Genomic DNA, 18152 nt, shown 5'->3' on the forward strand with positions numbered 1-18152 from the left:
AATTATTGAGGGCCGCATTTTGCGGCTTTTTTTGCCTGAAAATTGTCAAGTAGCGACAAACTACAGATTATTGATTGGATTATGAGTGGTTGCTTCTGAAAGGTGATCAAGTGTGAAGTGTGCATAACGCATCGTCACGCTGATATTGGCATGGCCTAGAATGTCTCTCAGCACAAGAATGTTGCCAACATTCATCATCAAGTGGCTAGCGAACGTGTGGCGCAACACACGAGAGGCTTACCCTGAAGGCAACTCGATACCCAATTTGTTCTTCAGAATGTAGCAGAACGGCGTATAGCACTCTTCAAATAGTTTTCCTGATATTGGTTTATAGATTTTGATGGTACTAATCTCGGGGAAAGGTCACGTCGATTCAATGTATGAGTTAACCCTTCTATTCAATTTCTGATATTCACTTATAGCGTCGGTGATATGAGAGCGAGTAAGGTGTTTTGAGGTAGTAAGAAGCTGAGTTATTCTTCCGTTTTTATTTAAGCCTAATGCTATAGGTTTTATCTTTTTCATATCAAGCAATACTCAATGAATATTGCTTGAGTTCTGTTTTTTCTAGAAGTAATTTTTAATTTGTACCAATGCCATCAATAACTTTAATACATTCTTTAATCGCTTTGGTATTTTGATGTTCTTGAAGATAATGTTCAACCAATAGGTCAAAGGCCGTCGTAACCTCTATTTGAATTGATGAGAAGAACTGGGTAAGGTAGTCATGAGCTTCAAGCCCTTGAATATGGTCTACAGCTAGTTCAATTCGAGATTCGCTTCTTGCAAAAACCGAGGACTTTACTTCAGTACTTAGGCTATCAAAGTATGGGATTAGTAGCTCTTCAGGTGACCCACTTCCTGGCAAATACCCATACTTTTTATCAGAAAAAGCACTTTTATTTCTCTCTCTACAATCACCGTCGAACAACCCAAAGAACTGAAACCTTTCAATATCTTTTGGTAGGAATTTCAGGATATTTTCTATGTCACCATTAGAACCAGAAATATGGTAGTAAAAATTATCTACTACATGACTATTTGAAAGAGAAACCAAATGTTTGGCAAAAGCTAAAGCTGCATTATCTTCGCAAAAAATAATGCCTTTTTTTGTTGCTACTAACCCTAGAGATTGGAGCGATTGAAAGTCGGAGTTCGCGTTAAATGGCTTCAAACTATTCCCAACTCTTCTAACACTAATAACTTGACTTCGATCTATACGACTAATTATTGCATCAGAATGAGTGCAAACAATTGGTTGAATAGCATATTTATCTGCTAGGAATGCTACGATATTTATCAGCCTATTTTGTATAGAAGGCGGTAAATAGCTTTCTGGTTCTTCCAGGACAATTAACTTACATCCATCAGAAATAGCCCTCTGAATTAGCCAGTCAAAATAGAATAACGAAAATTCTCCAAGCCCCATAGATTTAGAATCGTATGTCACTCCATGGCGATTTGTTACTGTGAAGAACGGCATCTTTGATAAAGGAAATGTTGAAAACTCATCGTCTACGTCTGTACATGTAACTTGTTGATAGGAGTGGTTGGTTAAATAATTTAACCTCGCAAGGCGATCTCCTTCATAGTTGTAGCTACCATGTGCCGTTAGAACATCATCTAAGTCTGCTAGGTCTTGATAGAACCGCTGTAACAAAGGGGCTATGGTGCAAGGGTCAAATAGAGATATATCAAGATCATGTTCTGTGTCATGTCTAACTTTTAGCTCTTGGCCGTTATGGGTAAGTGTAACCTCTAGATTTTCATTCGTTACATGCTCTAAATTAAATGCAGCTCTTCCGCCCGTATTTTCTTCTTTATTGCGTAAGCTATTAAATAGCATTTTGACCAAAGAACTCTTACCAATACCATTTGCTCCGCATATTGCTAGCACCCCTTTATCTAGTTCTATAGATAGATCCATTAATGTAGGACAATTATCAAATTTAATCTTCTTTATTTGAGTGGGAAACCGTCTATTGTTAGCCGCTCGCCAGTAGTCACTAATAGTAGCTAATCTAAATGAAGTCATAGTTAGCTCCCCAGTTCAAATTCTTTATTATTTGATTTAGCTCGGCTTCATAGTCAGGGAATTTTCCTGATGATAAGTAATACAGACTGTCTCTAACTCGAGCATTATTAGGTGCAGATGCTTCGAATGACTTTGGTGTTGTGGTGAATATGGCCCAAAGTATAAAATCTCGAAGTTTTACGCTACTGATATCTGCTACTCTAGAGCTAGCTCGATCATGGTAGATCTTCAACAAGGAAGTAATGGTGTGTTTTGTCATCTTCGGGGGAATAGAAATCGCATCTTCCGAAACTCTAATGCTTTCAAAGTAGGTAATGAACGAGGTGATTGCTCTTTCATTCAATTTATGCTGTTTTAGTCCAGTACACACGAAGAACAACCATGAATATAGGGTTGACTTGTTTAGTTTTACTCTACCTAAACTTTCTTCAATTGCATGTATTACTATATGCAAAGCGCGTTCTAACAACCGAGTGTTCTCTGGTGAAAAACCATTTGAATCACGGTATCGTTGAGTAACTAAATTGGCCGTGATTTTTTGGTTTAGTGTTTCACTTTCCAGAGACAGAAGAACTTTTGCAATGATGTCGTCATAGGCCATCCTTGAGTTACTAAATCCAATAGTGTCATTGGCGTAACCAAGTTCTTCCATCAAGTCAGATAGATCTTTTACTTGTTGGCGGGCTTCACCAAAGTACGCATTTCTTTGCTCAGCTGAAGTCAGGTTTGTCGGTTGGTTTAGGCGGTAAAAGAGTTCACCAGGCTCTCCTGGATTGTAATCCGAAATAGTGATGATTCTTATCGTAAAATCATCAATTTGACTTTGTAATTCATCACTTAGTTGTTCGTACAATAGACCTTCGATTGGTTCAAAAGCGGGATTTTTCGGCTCGAAGCTAGAGTTGAAAGCAAACTTACCATTTACAAAATCTCTAATAGCGGCAAGTCTTTGCTGGCCATCAAGTACTTCCTGTTTGGGAGAGTTAGGGACTTGAATCACATGAATTGGAGGGATGTGCCATCCCCTTAAAATTGAGTCAATTAGCCGTTGCTTTTTTTGTAACCCCCAAACTTCACCTCTTTGGAAGTTAGGTTGCAAATCTAGTCGCTTTTTCTCAATTTTTTTTACTAGAGTAGATAAATCAGGATCTGACGGTGATAAATGCATGATTTCTGTACCTGTAATAATAGGTTTTTTAATTTATTAGGAAGTGAATTATTGGTTATTCATCGTTAATGCAACTCTACCAACGACCCTTACTTCATCTTCCTCAACAGTCAGAGTTGAGCCATTAAAGCTGATCGCCAGTTTCTTACCTGGTAGGTGTTGGATTTCGTTGAGCGATAGTAGGCCGTCCATATTGACAAGGTATGTGCCGCTAACTGCTTGACGAGATTCTTTGTTTATCAGGAATGTGCTTGACTCGCCTTTTAATACCATCACGTTAATAATGCTGAGTTCTTTAAGAAGGGACTTATCCAAGGCGAGTGTTCCTTGATTCACTAACTTACCTTCCTCAATGCGAAAGACGTCAGCATCAAAGATCTGTTTGGGTTCGTTCTTTTTTGAAATATGGGTGAGCTCACTTGGGCTCTCGTAAGGCTCGCCTTGACCGAGAGTTAACCACATTATGGATATCCCCGTTTCCAAATGCAATCGAATTACAATTTCGTACGGGACTAAGTTTCTATGTCGCCATGTGCCAACGGTTGATTTAGGTAAACCAAAGGCATCGGCTAACGCTTGGTTGGAGCTGGTATTTGTGTTCTGCATCAACCTTTCGATAACTTCTTTCCCGCCAACGTACTCGGGCGGTCGAATTGGGAACTGGCAGGATTCCATGTGCGATCAATAATTCCAAATGAAATAGGGCGCGAGCTGCAACTCAATCACCCGAATCTAAACAATCAACAACTTACAAGGATAGCATTATGCTTTCATATCAAGTAGTCCTAAATACCCCTTTCATGACGTATGACCAATATTCCCAGATCCCTGCTATGTTTAAGCGCACCATCATGGATTGGGTGGCCGATGGTCGCTTACCTATTAAAACTAAAGCAAAAGGTAAAGAAACACCGCTGATCAACATGGTGGCGTTACTTGAAATTGCTACGCGTGAAGCGATGGAAAACTTGGGGTAGGTGATCATGCGCTTATCTTCCTTAATTCCAACCAAAGAGCGTTGCCCGTTGTGGCTTAACATCCTTGGTTGGGGTTTCGTTTTCGTACCGTTTTTCTTCAATTGAGTATTCGCTATGAACGATAATGACTCAATGTGCGAATTCCGTGGCTCTAAACAAAAGGCATTTAACGAAGCGTGTTGTGCATTTGCGAACTCGGAGAACATGACCAAGTTAGCAAAAGCCGTAGGAATGAATGCCACCATGCTGCGCAATAAGCTCAACCCGGAGCAGCCGCACATCCTAACTAACGTAGAGCTTGTGCTGATCACCGAAGCGAGTGGCAACTACACCATTCTTAATAGCCTTTTGCGTGGTCTCGGCGTGGTGACGGCGCATATCCCAAGTGCCCCGAAAATATATCTACCAGTTAATCGGCCGCACTTTAGATCATTACCACTAGTTATCATTTTCAAAGACCCATCTATCCGGCTTGAGGTTTTATCTAGGATACGCTGCCATTCTCAATGCGCATTTTGTTCGTCTTCTGGCTATTGCCAGTTAAAAGCGTAAGATAAGACATTTCAACGTTACCTCTCCTGCTAAAAAGTTTGAAACCGATGTTCAAATCAAAAACTACGACTTTGTTGATGATTAGCGTGCTGCTGCTGTCTATCAATTTACGCGCACCGTTTACCAGCTTAGCTCCGCTCATTTCGCAAATTATGGACTCGTTACAGATTTCAGCGGTCAGTATGGGTGTGATTACGTCAACGCCGCTGATCATGTTTGCGTTGGCGTCTCCTTGGTGCCCCAAGCTTGGCAGCAAGTTGGGTTTAGAGAAGTCGATTTGTTTTGCGTTAGTTTTGATCGCGGTTGGGGTAGTATCCCGCTCTTTTGGGCACTTTTATTGGTTGTTTATTGGAACAACGCTGATCGGCCTTGGTATTGCAATCGGCAATGTGTTGGCACCGGCAATCATCAAGGCGTCGTTTCCCGGCCGAATTGCGACAGTGACTGCGTTGTATGGTATATCGATGGGTATTGGCTCAACACTGAGCGCTTCGGTCATGGTACCTGTCACCAACGTTATTGATGACGCCTCTATCGGTTGGCGAGTCGCATTGGCGGGGAATTTGATTTTTCCTGTGCTCGCTTTGGCTTTTTGGTTGCCAAGGTTAGCGGAAAGCAAAACTCGCAGCACTGCGAGTAGCAAAGAGTATTACCCGTTAAACAAGCTGATGCGCCAGCCTATTGCTTGGTACTTCACGTTTGCGCTTGGCTTGAACTCTTTTATTTTTTACACGTTTGCAGGCTGGCTACCAAAAATTCTCGCGGCTCTAGGCTATAGCGAGTTAGAAGCGGGGTATGTGTATGGCTTTTTGCAGTTTTCGACTATGGTTCCGGGGTTGCTGCTCATTCCTATCATGGCTAGAAGCAAAAGTATTGCTCCTTTATTTGTCGGTGCTGCGCTTTTAAACGGGGTAGGTGTGACAGGTCTAATGCTATTTCCTCAGTGGGCTATCTTCTGGGTTGGTGTGTTTGGTTTGGGCAACTGTTCTACCTTTATTCTCGCTTTATCGATTTTGGGGCAGATATCCGGGACCTCAGCACAAGCGGCGACGTTGTCAGGTATGGCCCAATCAATAGGTTATGCTCTTGCGGCGGTTGGCCCCGCTATTGTTGGCATGATTTACTCTCAGACTCAAACCTGGTCATTGTCACTCACCATTATCGCTTTTGCGGCCTTTTTATGTGCGCTATTTGCTCTTCTAACGACCCGCAAAGGATGTTTGGTTGTGGATTAAGTGAGCGTGCTTGTTTGAATAACAGAATTAAGAAAGAGAGCCACACTACAGCGGCCCTCTTTTCGGTCACGGTATGAGTCTAAAAAACTGACTCTAAATCTATCGTCACAAAGACCCACAGGATGAATCTTCAGCCAGCGGTTTGTTTGTTTAACGGCTGAAATCGCTTGTAGATGTCTCTGAAGATCGCAATCAACAATACGATGGCGCTTAACCAAACGAGGCTCTCTGGGATAAGCTGACTGCTGCTGTCGAGTTGCGCTTGGATGTCGATAGCGAGTGTATTCACTAACGCGTTCGTCATATATCCAAAAACCATTGCCACGCCCACAACACCAATCAGGTAGCTCACTAGAACGCGCTTGCCTAGCTGGTGATAAACCACACCCAATGTCGCCATGTTGGTGGCAGGGCCTGCAAGTAAAAAGACAAGCACGGCGCCAGGGGAGACACCCGCAAGCATAAAGCCTGCTGCGAGAGGTGTTGAGGCTGACGCGCAGATATACATAGGGACGCCAATCAGAGCCATAACCAGCATCGCCCAAGGGCCGCGACTAAGTTCACCGAGAGATTCAGGAGGAATAAAGGTCACGACTAACGCGGACATCGTTAGCCCTATGATTAACCAGATAGAGAGATCGGCAATCAAGTCGGTAAAGGCAAATCGCTGACCTTGCCAAAACCGCGTTGTCCATGAGGCAGGGGTTTTCTCCATTGGCTTACTGCTACAGCAGCTTGATGAGCAATGATTGTTGCTTGGCTGAGAGGGTGTCACGGGTTGCGTTTCTTTGTCTGTCACTAGCACGAGTATCGCTGCGACTAACGCAGAACTCATTGCGGCAATAGGGCGGATAATGGCTATAAATGGCCCAAGTAACGCGTAAGAGATGGAGATGGAGTCAACACCCGTTTCTGGTGTCGAGATCAAAAAGGCGACGGTCGAGCTTTTGGAGGCGCCAGCGCGTCGAAGGCCCAAAGCCGCGGGGATCACGCCGCATGAGCACAGAGGCAATGGCGCGCCTAATACTGTCGCTTTTACCGCAGGCCACAAGCCAGAACCTCTGAATAGCAGCCCCAACTTGTCTGTGTTCATCAAGCTTTTTAGGATGCCCGCGACGATGAGGCCGACAATAATCCAAAAGGCGGAGTCGAGCCATAAATCAAGCAACGTCATGAAAAAGGTATCAAGTCGGCTCATGCTATCTCTCCTCGGGCTTTGTATGCGCAAGCGCTGTGAGTATGGTGCAGTGTGTTGCCGCATGGGCGCCGCCACAACAACGCTGATTGATCACTTGCAGCGCATCGTGCATGTGTTGCAGGCGCTGTATCTTTTGTTCAATATCGTCCAGCTTAGCTTCCGTAATACTCTTTACCTCTTGGCAGGTATGTTGCTCAGGCTTGATATGGATGGAGAGCAGCTCTTGGATGTCCTCTAGTGTGAACCCCAACTCTTTTGCGTGCAGAATAAACGAGAGCTTGGCGACGCAGTCACTATCGTATTGACGATAGCCGTTGGCGGCACGTTGTGGCTTTAGTAGCCCTTGCTGCTCATAAAATCGTATTGCTTCAATGGTGATGTTCAGCTGTTTGGCCAACTGACCGCGGGTTAACCGTTCCATGTTGATAAGCCATGTTGAAGAGATCATGGTGTGATTATAAACCCTGTAGTTGCCTACAGGGTCAAGAGGTTTATTCTAGGATGAGCTAACGGTGAGGATAGGCCACCAGCGTCACCACTGGCAGCGACTCGTTATGCTTGGTTGAGGCTTGAGATACTAACCAAGACGTTTTCAAGTTGTTGCCAAGGTAATAACTGGCTGTCGATGACTTCTAGGCGGCTTTCAAATCCCTCCAAACTGACTTGATTGACGGAAACCACGCCATTGCTGACGTTAAATGCGAAGCTACCATTGTTGGTATTCAACACGCCTTTGACGCGCTCAGCGGTAAGATCTGACAGCACTGAAAAGAGATCATCAAAATTAAAGGTGACTTCAGCACCGAAAATCCAGCCGCAGCTGTAGTAACCTTGGCCCTGGTTTTCTTTGCGAGCCATCACTTGATCGGGGGCAAGGGCGAATTGAGGCTCTTGCTCGGCATGTTCATGGTGATGAGCGTCCATCGGCGCGCTCGACGGTGCTTTACTGCGGCGCTGGCTATCGAGCAACTCAATCGGGAAGCGACCTTGTTTCACCAACTGACTGTAGATTTTCGGTGGTGTCTGAACCGTGACCCAATCGTTGAAGGCGTCTACATCACTGACCTGACATTGATCAACCTTGTTGCCAATAATGATGTCGGAAATGGCCAGTTGGTCAATAAAGTTCTGATTACTGGTGTATTTATCCTTAGAGAGATTGCGCGGATCGACCAGCCCGATGGTCGCTTTCAAATCGATATAGTCAGCGAACTGCGCAGAGGTGAGGGTAGCCAATACTTTGTGTGCGTGCCCAAGGCCCGTTGGCTCAACGATTAGCCTATCTGGTTGGGTACGCAACAGTGCCGTGACCGCCACTGACATCGGCACGCCAGCGGCACAGCACATGCAGCCGCCGGGGACTTCTTTGATGAGTGCGCCTTGGTCTGTGAGCAGTGCGCCATCAATCCCTATCTCGCCAAATTCATTGACCAATACCGCCCAATGCTCGTTTGCCGGTTTCTCTTTGAGCAGGTTCAAAATGGCGGTGGTTTTTCCTGTGCCCAAAAAACCGGTAATAATATTCGTGGGGACTCTCATCGACACTCTCCTAAACGGCCTTAGCGTTTGTTTTTCAAGTAACGCTTACGACGCTCTTCTTTCTTCTTCGCTTTCTCTTCTGCTTTGCGGGCCGCTTCGATTTCGACTTCGATCAACTCTTGGGTGATCATCTCTGGGCGTTCCAGAGTCAATTGACCCAGTGTTCCGCCGCGCAGCTCATGCAAAAGGATTTCTGAGCATTTGTGCAGATCCACGCGCCCACCTGTGCGTAGTGCGCCGCGGCGTCGACCGATCTCTTCCATCAGCTCAATATCGGTTTCTGGTAACTCTTCAATTTGGTAACGCTCTTTTAGGCGCTCTGGATACGCTTTGGCTAAGTACTCAACGGTGTAGAATGCGACTTCATCGTATTCCATTGCTGTGTCTTTTACTGCGCCCGTTGCGGCGAGTCGGAACCCACTGTGCGGGTTTTCAACTTTCGGCCACAAAATTCCCGGCGTGTCTGACAGCACGATGCCATTTTGCAAGTTGATGCGTTGTTGGCGTCGAGTCACGGCAGGCTGGTTACCGGTTTGTGCAATCACACGACCAGCCAGTGTGTTGATGATGGTCGACTTGCCGACGTTGGGAATACCCATGATCATGGTGCGAACGTTTTTGCCGATCTCTTCACGATGTGGCGCCAGCTTGCGACAAAGCTCGAGGATTTTATGAACTTCTTGGGGATTTTGTGTGGTGATGGCCATCGCCTTCACGTTGTGCTCTTTCTCAAAGTGCTCGATCCACAATTGAGTAAGCTCAGGATCGGCAAGATCGCGCTTGTTGAGCACTTTAACCACAGGTTTCTCTCCGCGTAGTTGAGAGATCATCGGGTTTTCGCTGCTAAACGGGATACGAGCATCGAGCACTTCAATAATGACATCCACTTGCGGAATGGCTTCTTCGATCTCCTTGCGCGCTTTGTGCATGTGGCCAGGAAACCATTGAATTGTGTTGTTAACCATTTGAATACCTTGTAATTACTCTTTTGTGCTTGAGCCAGATGAGAAATGAGTCGCCCCATTAATCTTAAGTTTGCCGCTGATACCACGGGCTAGCGATGTGTCTGCTTGCTCAATACACACTTATCTATTGGCGCGATGTTACCATTTTATTCTTCTTAGCGTTATGGCTACCGAGCTGATTAGAGGACAAAAAACAGCAGCAGTGAGTGAAAGGACGTGAATATTGGTGGATTCGCAACCGCCGGCGAGCTGGGCGTTAGTGAGGTTCTTACTGAATCGGGATGTGGAGTGCTACAAAAAGTCGCGGCCTATTTACCGCGACTTTTAGAGCCTGAGTGCTTACCTGGGGGAGGTCAACACGTTGGCGGAAGTAGGGGAGCTCTGAAGTGTTTAACTATCGAGTACGGCGAGTGCGCGCGCGTTAGCTGAGCGATCAAAATGGACTTGAATTTTTGTGCCCAAGCGTTCGAAGATCACTTGGTCAAAGTCGGTGTCGATAATCTTGAAACCGTTCATGGCAAATAGACTTGTCACTTGGGTACGCTGTTTGAGTTCCAGTGCTGAAGCGAAGAGTTTTTCCATAGGTAAGCCCTCATTATGTCGTTATTTTAGTCATCCTAGCGCGTGCGAATCCTCGACTCAAATGACGAAAAAATAGCAATTTGACATAGTTTGCTGTCTATTTATTGATCAATGATGACAGTGAATAGTGCTGAAGGCTTTTAGATGAATTTCATATACATTAACGCGGTTTTTGTGAACTCAGTGCAAGTTGTTTAATAGTGTATGGATTCATTTTTGTCGTGAATGACAAGCTTGGTTACAACTTTTTTGTTCGATAGGTCGATTTTTTATCTTACCCCTAAAATTGTGGGCGTTTTAGGCCAACGGCAGTGCACTAAGGCAACGGCGACATAAGCAAAGATCACGAGAAGTATCGTCATTGAGCGTCGATTTGTCGCGTTCTTCGAGCGAAAAGCACCAACATGTTGATTTGCCTAGGCTAATGTCACACTGAGTAGGGCTGGCACACTGAGGACACGTGTGTGTGCTCTGTTGCCCGCTGAGTGAGTCCATGATGTGATCACGTTGTTCATCAGAGTGCTGAGACCACTGAACGATTTCGTCCATAGTACGGTGACAACCGCTACAGATTCCGCCATTGTTTTTACATGCTGCAATGCAAGGTGTTTTCATAAATCGCTAGGTGTTAGAAGATTGGTGCGCAGAGGATAGCACGTTCGAATCGCGCGTAAAAATGACTTGTTTTTGATAATGGTTCTCATTAATATTTAATCCAAATCATAATAAAGAGTCACCTATGTTGTCTTTGCTTGCTGCTCTACTTTTCTCACTCGCGCTCGGGTTAAAACTGCACTTACCGCAATGGTTTATTATCAGCTATTTGGTGGTTATCGCTTTAGTTGAGCAATGGGCGCCGGGCAGCGCCTTGTTGGTACTGATTGGCCTGTTTGTCTGCTCACCCGTACTCATTCATCAAAAAGGTCGTTGGATCCCTTTATGGGTCTATGGGCTGTGTGTGATCATTCCCGCCGCGTTTATCAAACTTTCTGTCTAACGCTTGTCCACTAAGGTGCATTAAGGTTGTTTGGCGTTCGCTGCCTTCGGTTTGACAGTATAGGGTTTGACAGTAAAAGCGACCGACTGATCATTTTTTAAAAAGACATTGCTGGCGATAATACTGCCAAGCGATATACAGCCGAGGGCGAGCAAGCTCACCGCGTTGGCACTTTCTTGCAAGAAAAACCAAGCTAAGAGCGTCGCGATAACAGGTGTCGTCGCTGCAAACGCCGCGCTGCGTTCAGCGCCAAGGTGAGCAATGGCATGAAGGTAGGTAAAGGCGGCAATAATGCCCGCTCCAACGCCTTGCAGTAAAAGGTGGCGGAGTAATTCATCGTACGGCCACAGGGTGACGTCGACACTGGCTAAGGTGCTCGGCACGACCCCAGTCCCTATCAAGAGTGCTAACGTCAAGCTTGAAAGCAATGATACCCATCCTGCGACGGCTAAGGCGTTGAGCGCGGCGACTCTGGCGCAAATCGTAAACACACTCCACATGAAACTCGCCACAAGCAAGACAAGGTAACCATTAAGCTGATGGTGGCCCGCACTGGCCCCATAATGCAGAAATATCGCGATGCCAACCACAATCAGGCATAAGCCTATCACTCTATGGTAGCTCAGTGATTGACGATAAACCAACACCGCAAGCGCCGTGACAAACAGAGGTAAGGTGCCTGGGATAAGTGCGCTGCCATCGGAAACCGGCGCAAGCTGCATTCCATTACCCGCGACCCATAGATAGGGAAGGCCGCACCCGACCAGTAAGCCTAGTTTCAGCCTCCAAGGCGTATGTCGAATTGCCGCTGTGTGTTTGATGACAAAGGGCAATAGGACAATTGCGGGCAGCATAAAACGCAGCAGCGCAATATCAGCCAGAGTCAATGTAGATTGAGCGCCCATACGGAGCGAAAGAAAAAAGCCTGACCACATCAGGAGGGTTGCCAGCATGGCAAGATAGCCTGTGAACATAATGCTTTAACATTTAATTATCATTTGCTAAGTATGAATCGTATGATGGGGTTAAAGATGGCAAAGTGAGTGGGAATCTACTTAATGTGTGCCAGATTTTGCTAATGATAAACCATTTTTTGAGTGATATAGGCAACGTAGTATGGATCGAATTGATAAACACATTCTCTCGCTATTGCAGCGAGATTCGCGTCAATCTGCGGCGCAAATAGCGGAGAAAGTCGGACTGTCATCGTCACCTTGTGCGAGGCGAATTAAGCGCTTAGAGGAGAGTGGGGTGATCAGCGGCTATCATGCAAAGTTAGACACGGGGCATATTGGGGTTGGAATGACAGTATTTGTCGAAGTGAGCTTAAACAACCATCAGGCGAGCTCTATCTCCAGTTTCGAACAAGATGTGATTGAGATGGAAGAGGTGGTGAGCTGTCATGTGGTGTCGGGGGCGTACGACTATCTACTTGAGGTTGCGGCACGCGATTTGAGTGGCTATGAAGCATTTACACGCAAGTTACAGACTCTCAATCATGTGAAAGACATTCACACCCATTTATCGATTCGCCAAGTGAAAGCATCGAGTGAGTGGCCAATCTACCGTTAGCCACTCACCTTGATCACGGTAAGCAACGCGGCGAATTATTCTGGCTTGATGATGCTACCCAGCTCTAGCACTGGCGCCGCTTCGATGTCTTCGGCATTCATCATGGCGGAAATGCGTTGGACGGACGAGAGTAACAACGACTGTTCCCACTCCTCGAGCTTTTGAAACTTATTGATGAAGCTTTGCTGCAGTGGCATTGGTGCTTCGCTAAGCACTTGACGGCCTTTGTCAGTTAAATGAGCGTGTACCTTGCGTTTGTCTTGCACGCTGCGCACGCGCTTAACCAGATCATTGCGCTCGAGGCGGTCAAGGATGGTAGTGGCCGTCGCCTGACTCATGTTGGTGTGGTTAGATAGCTCACGAATGGTCACTTCACCGAGTTCTCGAATCGAGCGCATGAGTATTAATTGTGGCCCGGTTAGACCCGACTCTTTACTCAGTTTCTTCGAGTGCAAATCAATAGCGCGCATGATTTGGCGGAGTGAAACCAAGACTTCTTCGTGCTTATCCAACTTGATACCTCTATTAACGTCGCGATGGAGCGGGGAAAATACCTTAATTAGTGAATCATTTGAAGTGTAAAGATCACTGTTCTTTCAGGCGTTTGACTGACCACCCATCGTGTAAATTATCATTAAGAAGAAGTGTAGTGAGGAATTTAGTAGAGTTCAAATGTTTAGAATTCAAACAAAAATATGTCAGCATTGAGTGAGGGTTTTGTTTAAAAATTGAACTTCTGCTAACCTTTTTGAGTAAAAAGTGAACGTTTAACCGAGGTTTAATGGAACATTTTATATGGGTGAGTACAATGTGTGCGTTCGCGACGAGCTTGAACTTCGTTAGCAATGCGTCGTAAAGCGCAGGATATTAGTTTTACGACTAATGATTTTTATGTCAACAAGCTCGAACACACGCACTAATCATCTAAGAGAGGAACGATGACTAAGGGTATAGATAAGTACAGTATCGATAGCACCGACTACACTGTCGGGCAAGATAATGTGCAGAAATGGGGGTTTGATGTTCACAACCCTGTTTTTGGGATCAGCGCGGGTTTGATCGCGTTGTTCTTGGTAGCGACGCTAGTGCTTGATGCGGAGTCGGCTAAATCTGCGTTAGATGGCCTAAAATGGCAAATCATTGGCAGCTTTGATTGGCTGTTCATTTGGTCGGGCAACATTTTCGTGATCTTCTGCTTGGCGTTGATTGTCTCACCACTTGGAAAAATCCGACTGGGTGGTCAACAAGCGACGGCGGACTATTCGTTCATCTCCTGGCTGTCTATGCTGTTTGCTGCTGGTATGGGTATCGGACTGATGTTCTGGAGTGTGGCAGAGCCCGTTGCGTATTTCACCGGATGGTATGAAACGCCACTGGGTGTGGAAGCCAACACAGAAGCCGCCGCCAAACTGGCTATGGGCGCAACCATGTTCCACTGGGGTCTGCACCCGTGGGCTATCTATGGCGTGGTGGCACTGTCACTTGCGTTCTTTGCATATAATAAAGGCTTACCGCTCTCAATCCGCTCTATTTTCTATCCACTTCTGGGCGATCGCGCTTGGGGCTGGGCAGGTCACGTGGTGGACATCCTCGCGGTTTTGGCGACCTTGTTTGGTTTGGCCACGTCTCTTGGTCTTGGCGCGCAACAAGCGGCCAGTGGTATTCACCATGTCTTCGGTATTGATGCCGGCCTAGGGCTACAGATTGTCGTGATTACTATTGTGACATTACTGGCGGTGGTATCGGTTGTTCGTGGTATCGACGGTGGCGTAAAAGTGATCAGTAACATCAACATGTTGGTAGCGTTCGTGCTGCTGATTTTGGTGGCTCTGATTGGTTATGCGGTTACGTTTGGCAACATCGGCACAACGCTGATGGCGTACGTTGAAAACATCATCCCGTTAAGTAACCCGCATGGTCGTGAAGACGTTGCTTGGTTCCAAGGTTGGACTGTTTTCTACTGGGCTTGGTGGATTTCATGGTCGCCATTTGTCGGTATGTTCATTGCTCGCGTTTCTAAAGGTCGTACTGTGCGCGAGTTCATGACCGCAGTATTGCTTGTCCCTACCGCCGTTACCTTGCTTTGGATGTCGGTCTTCGGTGGCATTGCGATTGATCAAGTGGTCAACAACATTGGTGAGCTAGGTGCCAACGGCTTGACGGATGTGTCGCTAGCGATGTTCCAGATGTTTGATGTGCTGCCAATGGGCACGATGCTCTCTGTGATTGCAGTGGTACTGGTCTTGGTGTTCTTTATCACCTCATCGGACTCAGGCTCACTGGTTATCGACAGCATTACCGCTGGTGGTAAAGTGGATGCACCTGTCCTGCAACGTGTATTCTGGGCCTTCATGGAAGGGGCGATTGCGGTTGCGCTACTCTGGATTGGTGGTACGGAAGCGATTCAAGCGCTCCAAGCGGGTGCGATTTCAACCGCGCTGCCGTTCACGATTGTCCTGCTGTTGATGTGTGTCAGCTTGATACTCGGTATGCGTACTGAGAAATACAACCAGTAACTTATTCCATCAATAAGTGAAAATAAAACGGGAGACTCGAAGGTCTCCCGTTTTTTATGCCTCGCTAAAATCGAAATCCACGACTTAAAGCCAATTAAATCCACAGTTTGCCAATGGGCGTTGAAGGTGCAAAGCGATAGGCGATTTGCGCTTGAAGAAGCTCAGCAGTTGCGATCGCATCGGTCAGGGCATGATGTGGCGTGTATTGTGGCAGACCGTAACGTGTGCGACTGGCCGCTAAACGGACCGATTGTGGTTTTTTGCCTTTAATCCGATTGATGATGCCCTGGGTCTGTTTCTTCTGCCATTCGATTTCAAGTTGCATGGTGTCGACCACCGGAAACTCAATGCCTTCATTAATGCGAGTGCGCAGCGCTTGATCGAAAAATTCGCGTTCGATTTTTTGATAGTGAACCACGGTGATCTTACCCGCCATTTGCTCTAATACTTGATCAAACACAGCAGACAAATCCGGAGCGTCCAGCACATCTGAGTGGGTAATGCCATGAATGACCACCGACTCTTCCGCTAACTGCTGACGGGGACGAACGGTCCAATGCTTGGCCTGATTCATGTAGATTCGATTAAGATCAAAGGGCACAGTCCCTATGGTGATGATGTCATCTTGATTGGCATCAAGGCCGGTGGTTTCAAAATCCATCGCAAGAAACTTCACCTCGCTAATTGGGGTGTCGAGCGCAGGCACACCCGCTTGGTAGTAGCGCAGCAGTCGCTCATCTTGAGTCAGTGCGAGCTTTTGTTGGAACTTGTTCGGCCAGTCTATACTGCCAGCGAATTTGAGTCGATTTAGCATAGTGTCGCCTACTTAAAGTTGTTGCTCGCTTGATAGCGGAACTTGAGGAAGTTCTGCGCATTACTCAATATCTGAAACGCATCTTTGAGGTTGCGTCGTTCAAAATCAGACAAGTGCTCAGGCTCGATGTTGTTGTCTGGTTCAATCTCATTTTCCACATCATAGGCTTGGTGGCGGATACGTACCATGGAGATAAATTCCAACGCGTCACGCAAATCTCGCGCTTTGCCTTTTGGCAAAATACCCGCTTCTTGAATGTCATCAAGACGTTCGAATGAATTTCTTGAGCGAGAGCCAACCGCCAGTGCATGCACACGGATAAGGTCAGCGAGTGGCGCGGTGCCACGACGTTTTAAGTTGATCGAGTTTTTGTGCTGACCGTCTTTTTCCATCACAAAATCTTTAAAAAAGCCAAGTGGTGGGGTGCGGTTCATGGCATTGCGCGCCAAACACGCGAGAAAACGGTTGTTCTTACGGGCGCGGCGGACGATAAAACCATTGAGCTGCTCAGCGAACTTGAGCCTGCCATACACGCCATCTAAGTCAAAGAAAATAGAGGCATTGAGCAGCGCCTTAGGGTTTGGATCGTCAATCCAATCGGCAAAACACTCTTCCCATTCGGTGCGTGTCATTCGCCAGTCGGGGTTTGTCGCCATAATGTCGCCGGTGCAGTATTGGTAGCCGCAGCGATCAAGCCCATCACAGACCCGTTTGGCGAGCTGTGCAAAATAGTCATCGTGCAGATTTTTATCGAAACTGTTATCGAGAATAATGGCGTTGTCTTGGTCGGTAACTAATAGCTGCTCATCCCGCCCCATCGATCCCAGTGCGACAAAGCAATAGGGAATGGGCGCTTCGCCGAGCTCTTCTTCCGCCAACTCGATGATACGCTGCTTAAAGCTACGACCAATCACCGACATCGCGCTGCCGACCATGTGCGAGTTGGCGTCTTCGTTCACCAGACGGACGAAACTGTCCTTCACTTGTTGGGACAACACCGCCAATTCATCAATGCTTTGTTGCTGGAAGATGGTGCTTACCAGTAGCAGAGAGTTTTGCGACTCGTAGCGAACGATATCGGTAGCCTCAATGATGCCTATCGGTTTTTTGTCTTTTAGCACAGGTAAATGGTGCACGTTGTAGCGCAGCATGGTGAGCATGGCTTCATAAACGTAGGCGTTGTGATCAAGGGAGATGAGTTCGGTAGTCATCACGTCCGCCACTTGGTCTGCGGGGTTAAGACCCTGCGCGAGCACGCGTGTGCACAAATCGCGGTCGGTAATGATCCCGACTAATGGGTTGGTGTCTTCTTCATCGCTCTCGACGATATCAGCATCATAAATCAACAATGAAGAGACGTTCTCATCGGCCATCTTGATTGCCGCATTTTGAATCGACTCGGTTTTGTAGATGTACGGTGCTTCACCGGTCAGCAAGGTGCGCACCTTAGACGTGGTGAGATCGTTTTGCTCGGTTGAGGTGGAAATCGCATGGCGCAGACGCGCACTGTCTTGTACTTCAACAAAATCGGCAAAGGATTCGTAGTTGTCGTAGAGGTGCTGGAACACCGCTTCGGGAATGCAATAGAGTAGGGTGTCGGTGATGGCTTTGGCCGGGAAGCGGACTTTGTTGTTGGTCAGTAGCCCCATTTGGCCAAATAAGGCGCCCTCATCGATTCGGTTATAGAGCTCCCCTTTGCGGCGGTAGACTTCAATGACGCCACTGCGCACCATATACAGGTCGTGAATTTCATCGCCAAAGTGGATGACAGGCGTATCTTCACGAAAATAAGAGATTTCTATGCTTTTCGTGACGGTGTTGAGCACCTCATCTTCGAGTTCATCGAAAGGCGGGTGTTGGGCGAGGAAGTTTTTGATTTCGAGTAGTTCGGCTTCCATGACGGGGTCCACTGTTGGCTGACTGAGTGTCAATGGTACAACATCCAGGATGAAAAGTGGCGCAGTGGCTTAAAAAATAAAGGCTTAGGCACAGTGCCTAAGCC

At 46.7% G+C, this 18152-nt stretch carries 18 protein-coding genes and 2 pseudogenes; 6 read left to right on the top strand and 14 right to left on the bottom strand.

Annotation, left to right across the window (positions count from 1 at the left end; all coding sequences use genetic code 11):
• Positions 1-60 precede the first annotated feature (60 nt).
• The 4 genes and pseudogenes from AC6R10_RS14885 to AC6R10_RS14900 all read right to left on the bottom strand — a co-directional run.
• Positions 61-339 (bottom strand): annotated as a pseudogene (locus tag AC6R10_RS14885) (tyrosine-type recombinase/integrase); the annotation flags it as partial.
• Positions 340-580: 241 nt separating this feature from the next.
• A complete protein-coding gene (locus tag AC6R10_RS14890) occupies positions 581-2035 on the bottom strand; it encodes an ATP-dependent nuclease (RefSeq protein WP_500672716.1) in 1455 nt (484 codons plus the stop codon).
• A complete protein-coding gene (locus tag AC6R10_RS14895) occupies positions 2022-3203 on the bottom strand; it encodes a GmrSD restriction endonuclease domain-containing protein (protein WP_500672717.1) in 1182 nt (393 codons plus the stop codon). The genes AC6R10_RS14890 and AC6R10_RS14895 overlap by 14 nt, the downstream gene beginning before the upstream one ends.
• A 48-nt stretch (positions 3204-3251) precedes the next feature.
• The gene (locus tag AC6R10_RS14900; protein WP_500672718.1) at positions 3252-3878 is read right to left on the bottom strand and encodes a phage repressor protein CI; all 627 of its coding nucleotides are present in this window, start codon (positions 3876-3878) and stop codon (positions 3252-3254) included.
• Positions 3879-3967: 89 nt separating this feature from the next.
• On the opposite strand from AC6R10_RS14900, the gene AC6R10_RS14905 reads away from it, so the two are divergent.
• The 3 genes and pseudogenes from AC6R10_RS14905 to AC6R10_RS14915 all read left to right on the top strand — a co-directional run bounded on the left by AC6R10_RS14905 (position 3968) and on the right by AC6R10_RS14915 (position 5967).
• A complete protein-coding gene (locus AC6R10_RS14905; protein WP_500672719.1) occupies positions 3968-4180 on the top strand; it encodes a hypothetical protein in 213 nt (70 codons plus the stop codon).
• Positions 4181-4294: 114 nt separating this feature from the next.
• Positions 4295-4567: pseudogene (locus tag AC6R10_RS14910) on the top strand (phage regulatory CII family protein); the annotation flags it as partial.
• A 212-nt stretch (positions 4568-4779) separates the two neighbouring features.
• Entirely contained in the window at positions 4780-5967 is a 1188-nt protein-coding gene (locus AC6R10_RS14915; RefSeq protein WP_500672720.1) for an MFS transporter, read from the top strand.
• Positions 5968-6097: 130 nt separating this feature from the next.
• Here AC6R10_RS14915 and AC6R10_RS14920 read toward each other — a convergent pair whose 3' ends face one another.
• The 6 genes from AC6R10_RS14920 to AC6R10_RS14945 all read right to left on the bottom strand — a co-directional run bounded on the left by AC6R10_RS14920 (position 6098) and on the right by AC6R10_RS14945 (position 10866).
• A complete protein-coding gene (locus AC6R10_RS14920; RefSeq protein WP_500672721.1) occupies positions 6098-7165 on the bottom strand; it encodes an SO_0444 family Cu/Zn efflux transporter in 1068 nt (355 codons plus the stop codon).
• Position 7166: 1 nt separating this feature from the next.
• Positions 7167-7586, bottom strand: coding sequence for a Zn(2+)-responsive transcriptional regulator (zntR, locus tag AC6R10_RS14925; protein WP_334551744.1), 420 nt, complete (start codon positions 7584-7586; stop codon positions 7167-7169).
• 131 nt (positions 7587-7717) lie between these two features.
• A complete protein-coding gene (locus AC6R10_RS14930) occupies positions 7718-8710 on the bottom strand; it encodes a CobW family GTP-binding protein (protein WP_500672722.1) in 993 nt (330 codons plus the stop codon).
• Between the two features lie 14 nt (positions 8711-8724).
• Complete coding sequence (gene ylqF / locus AC6R10_RS14935) at positions 8725-9669, bottom strand: ribosome biogenesis GTPase YlqF (RefSeq protein WP_487903378.1); 945 nt, start codon at positions 9667-9669, stop codon at positions 8725-8727.
• A gap of 390 nt (positions 9670-10059) precedes the next feature.
• On the bottom strand, positions 10060-10251 hold the full coding sequence (locus AC6R10_RS14940) for a hypothetical protein (RefSeq protein WP_500633563.1): 192 nt from the start codon (positions 10249-10251) through the stop codon (positions 10060-10062).
• 297 nt (positions 10252-10548) lie between these two features.
• Positions 10549-10866 carry a DUF1289 domain-containing protein gene (locus tag AC6R10_RS14945; RefSeq protein WP_500672723.1) on the bottom strand — a complete coding sequence of 106 codons (318 nt, stop codon included), beginning with the start codon at positions 10864-10866 and terminating at the stop codon, positions 10549-10551.
• Between the two features lie 124 nt (positions 10867-10990).
• Here AC6R10_RS14945 and AC6R10_RS14950 point away from each other — a divergent pair, with 124 nt between their 5' ends.
• Positions 10991-11248, top strand: coding sequence for a hypothetical protein (locus tag AC6R10_RS14950; protein WP_500672724.1), 258 nt, complete (start codon positions 10991-10993; stop codon positions 11246-11248).
• Between the two features lie 20 nt (positions 11249-11268).
• Here AC6R10_RS14950 and AC6R10_RS14955 read toward each other — a convergent pair whose 3' ends face one another.
• Positions 11269-12222 carry a DMT family transporter gene (locus AC6R10_RS14955; RefSeq protein ID WP_500672725.1) on the bottom strand — a complete coding sequence of 318 codons (954 nt, stop codon included), beginning with the start codon at positions 12220-12222 and terminating at the stop codon, positions 11269-11271.
• Between the two features lie 142 nt (positions 12223-12364).
• Here AC6R10_RS14955 and AC6R10_RS14960 point away from each other — a divergent pair, with 142 nt between their 5' ends.
• Positions 12365-12820 carry an Lrp/AsnC family transcriptional regulator gene (locus AC6R10_RS14960; RefSeq protein ID WP_500672726.1) on the top strand — a complete coding sequence of 152 codons (456 nt, stop codon included), beginning with the start codon at positions 12365-12367 and terminating at the stop codon, positions 12818-12820.
• Between the two features lie 35 nt (positions 12821-12855).
• Here AC6R10_RS14960 and AC6R10_RS14965 read toward each other — a convergent pair whose 3' ends face one another.
• Complete coding sequence (locus AC6R10_RS14965) at positions 12856-13332, bottom strand: MarR family winged helix-turn-helix transcriptional regulator (RefSeq protein WP_500628347.1); 477 nt, start codon at positions 13330-13332, stop codon at positions 12856-12858.
• Positions 13333-13758: 426 nt separating this feature from the next.
• On the opposite strand from AC6R10_RS14965, the gene AC6R10_RS14970 reads away from it, so the two are divergent.
• The gene (locus AC6R10_RS14970; protein ID WP_500625245.1) at positions 13759-15336 is read left to right on the top strand and encodes a BCCT family transporter; all 1578 of its coding nucleotides are present in this window, start codon (positions 13759-13761) and stop codon (positions 15334-15336) included.
• Positions 15337-15430: 94 nt separating this feature from the next.
• Here AC6R10_RS14970 and AC6R10_RS14975 read toward each other — a convergent pair whose 3' ends face one another.
• Positions 15431-16150 (bottom strand): 3'-5' exonuclease, encoded by a 720-nt coding sequence (locus AC6R10_RS14975; RefSeq protein WP_500625246.1) that lies wholly within the window; start codon positions 16148-16150, stop codon positions 15431-15433.
• A gap of 8 nt (positions 16151-16158) precedes the next feature.
• Positions 16159-18048, bottom strand: coding sequence for a putative nucleotidyltransferase substrate binding domain-containing protein (locus tag AC6R10_RS14980; RefSeq protein WP_500672727.1), 1890 nt, complete (start codon positions 18046-18048; stop codon positions 16159-16161).
• Positions 18049-18152: the final 104 nt, after the last annotated feature.

Source organism: Vibrio sp. R12-SG2-ISO1, assembly GCF_059834045.1.

Coding starts and splice junctions, on each gene's coding strand:
- AC6R10_RS14890 (WP_500672716.1), bottom strand. CDS start 2,035: ATGACTTCATTTAGATTAGCTACTATTAGTGACTACTGGCGAGCGGCT.
- AC6R10_RS14895 (WP_500672717.1), bottom strand. CDS start 3,203: ATGCATTTATCACCGTCAGATCCTGATTTATCTACTCTAGTAAAAAAA.
- AC6R10_RS14900 (WP_500672718.1), bottom strand. CDS start 3,878: ATGGAATCCTGCCAGTTCCCAATTCGACCGCCCGAGTACGTTGGCGGG.
- AC6R10_RS14905 (WP_500672719.1), top strand. CDS start 3,968: ATGCTTTCATATCAAGTAGTCCTAAATACCCCTTTCATGACGTATGAC.
- AC6R10_RS14915 (WP_500672720.1), top strand. CDS start 4,780: ATGTTCAAATCAAAAACTACGACTTTGTTGATGATTAGCGTGCTGCTG.
- AC6R10_RS14920 (WP_500672721.1), bottom strand. CDS start 7,165: ATGAGCCGACTTGATACCTTTTTCATGACGTTGCTTGATTTATGGCTC.
- zntR (WP_334551744.1), bottom strand. CDS start 7,586: ATGGAACGGTTAACCCGCGGTCAGTTGGCCAAACAGCTGAACATCACC.
- ylqF (WP_487903378.1), bottom strand. CDS start 9,669: ATGGTTAACAACACAATTCAATGGTTTCCTGGCCACATGCACAAAGCG.
- AC6R10_RS14940 (WP_500633563.1), bottom strand. CDS start 10,251: ATGGAAAAACTCTTCGCTTCAGCACTGGAACTCAAACAGCGTACCCAA.
- AC6R10_RS14945 (WP_500672723.1), bottom strand. CDS start 10,866: ATGAAAACACCTTGCATTGCAGCATGTAAAAACAATGGCGGAATCTGT.
- AC6R10_RS14950 (WP_500672724.1), top strand. CDS start 10,991: ATGTTGTCTTTGCTTGCTGCTCTACTTTTCTCACTCGCGCTCGGGTTA.
- AC6R10_RS14955 (WP_500672725.1), bottom strand. CDS start 12,222: ATGTTCACAGGCTATCTTGCCATGCTGGCAACCCTCCTGATGTGGTCA.
- AC6R10_RS14960 (WP_500672726.1), top strand. CDS start 12,365: ATGGATCGAATTGATAAACACATTCTCTCGCTATTGCAGCGAGATTCG.
- AC6R10_RS14970 (WP_500625245.1), top strand. CDS start 13,759: ATGACTAAGGGTATAGATAAGTACAGTATCGATAGCACCGACTACACT.
- AC6R10_RS14975 (WP_500625246.1), bottom strand. CDS start 16,150: ATGCTAAATCGACTCAAATTCGCTGGCAGTATAGACTGGCCGAACAAG.
- AC6R10_RS14980 (WP_500672727.1), bottom strand. CDS start 18,048: ATGGAAGCCGAACTACTCGAAATCAAAAACTTCCTCGCCCAACACCCG.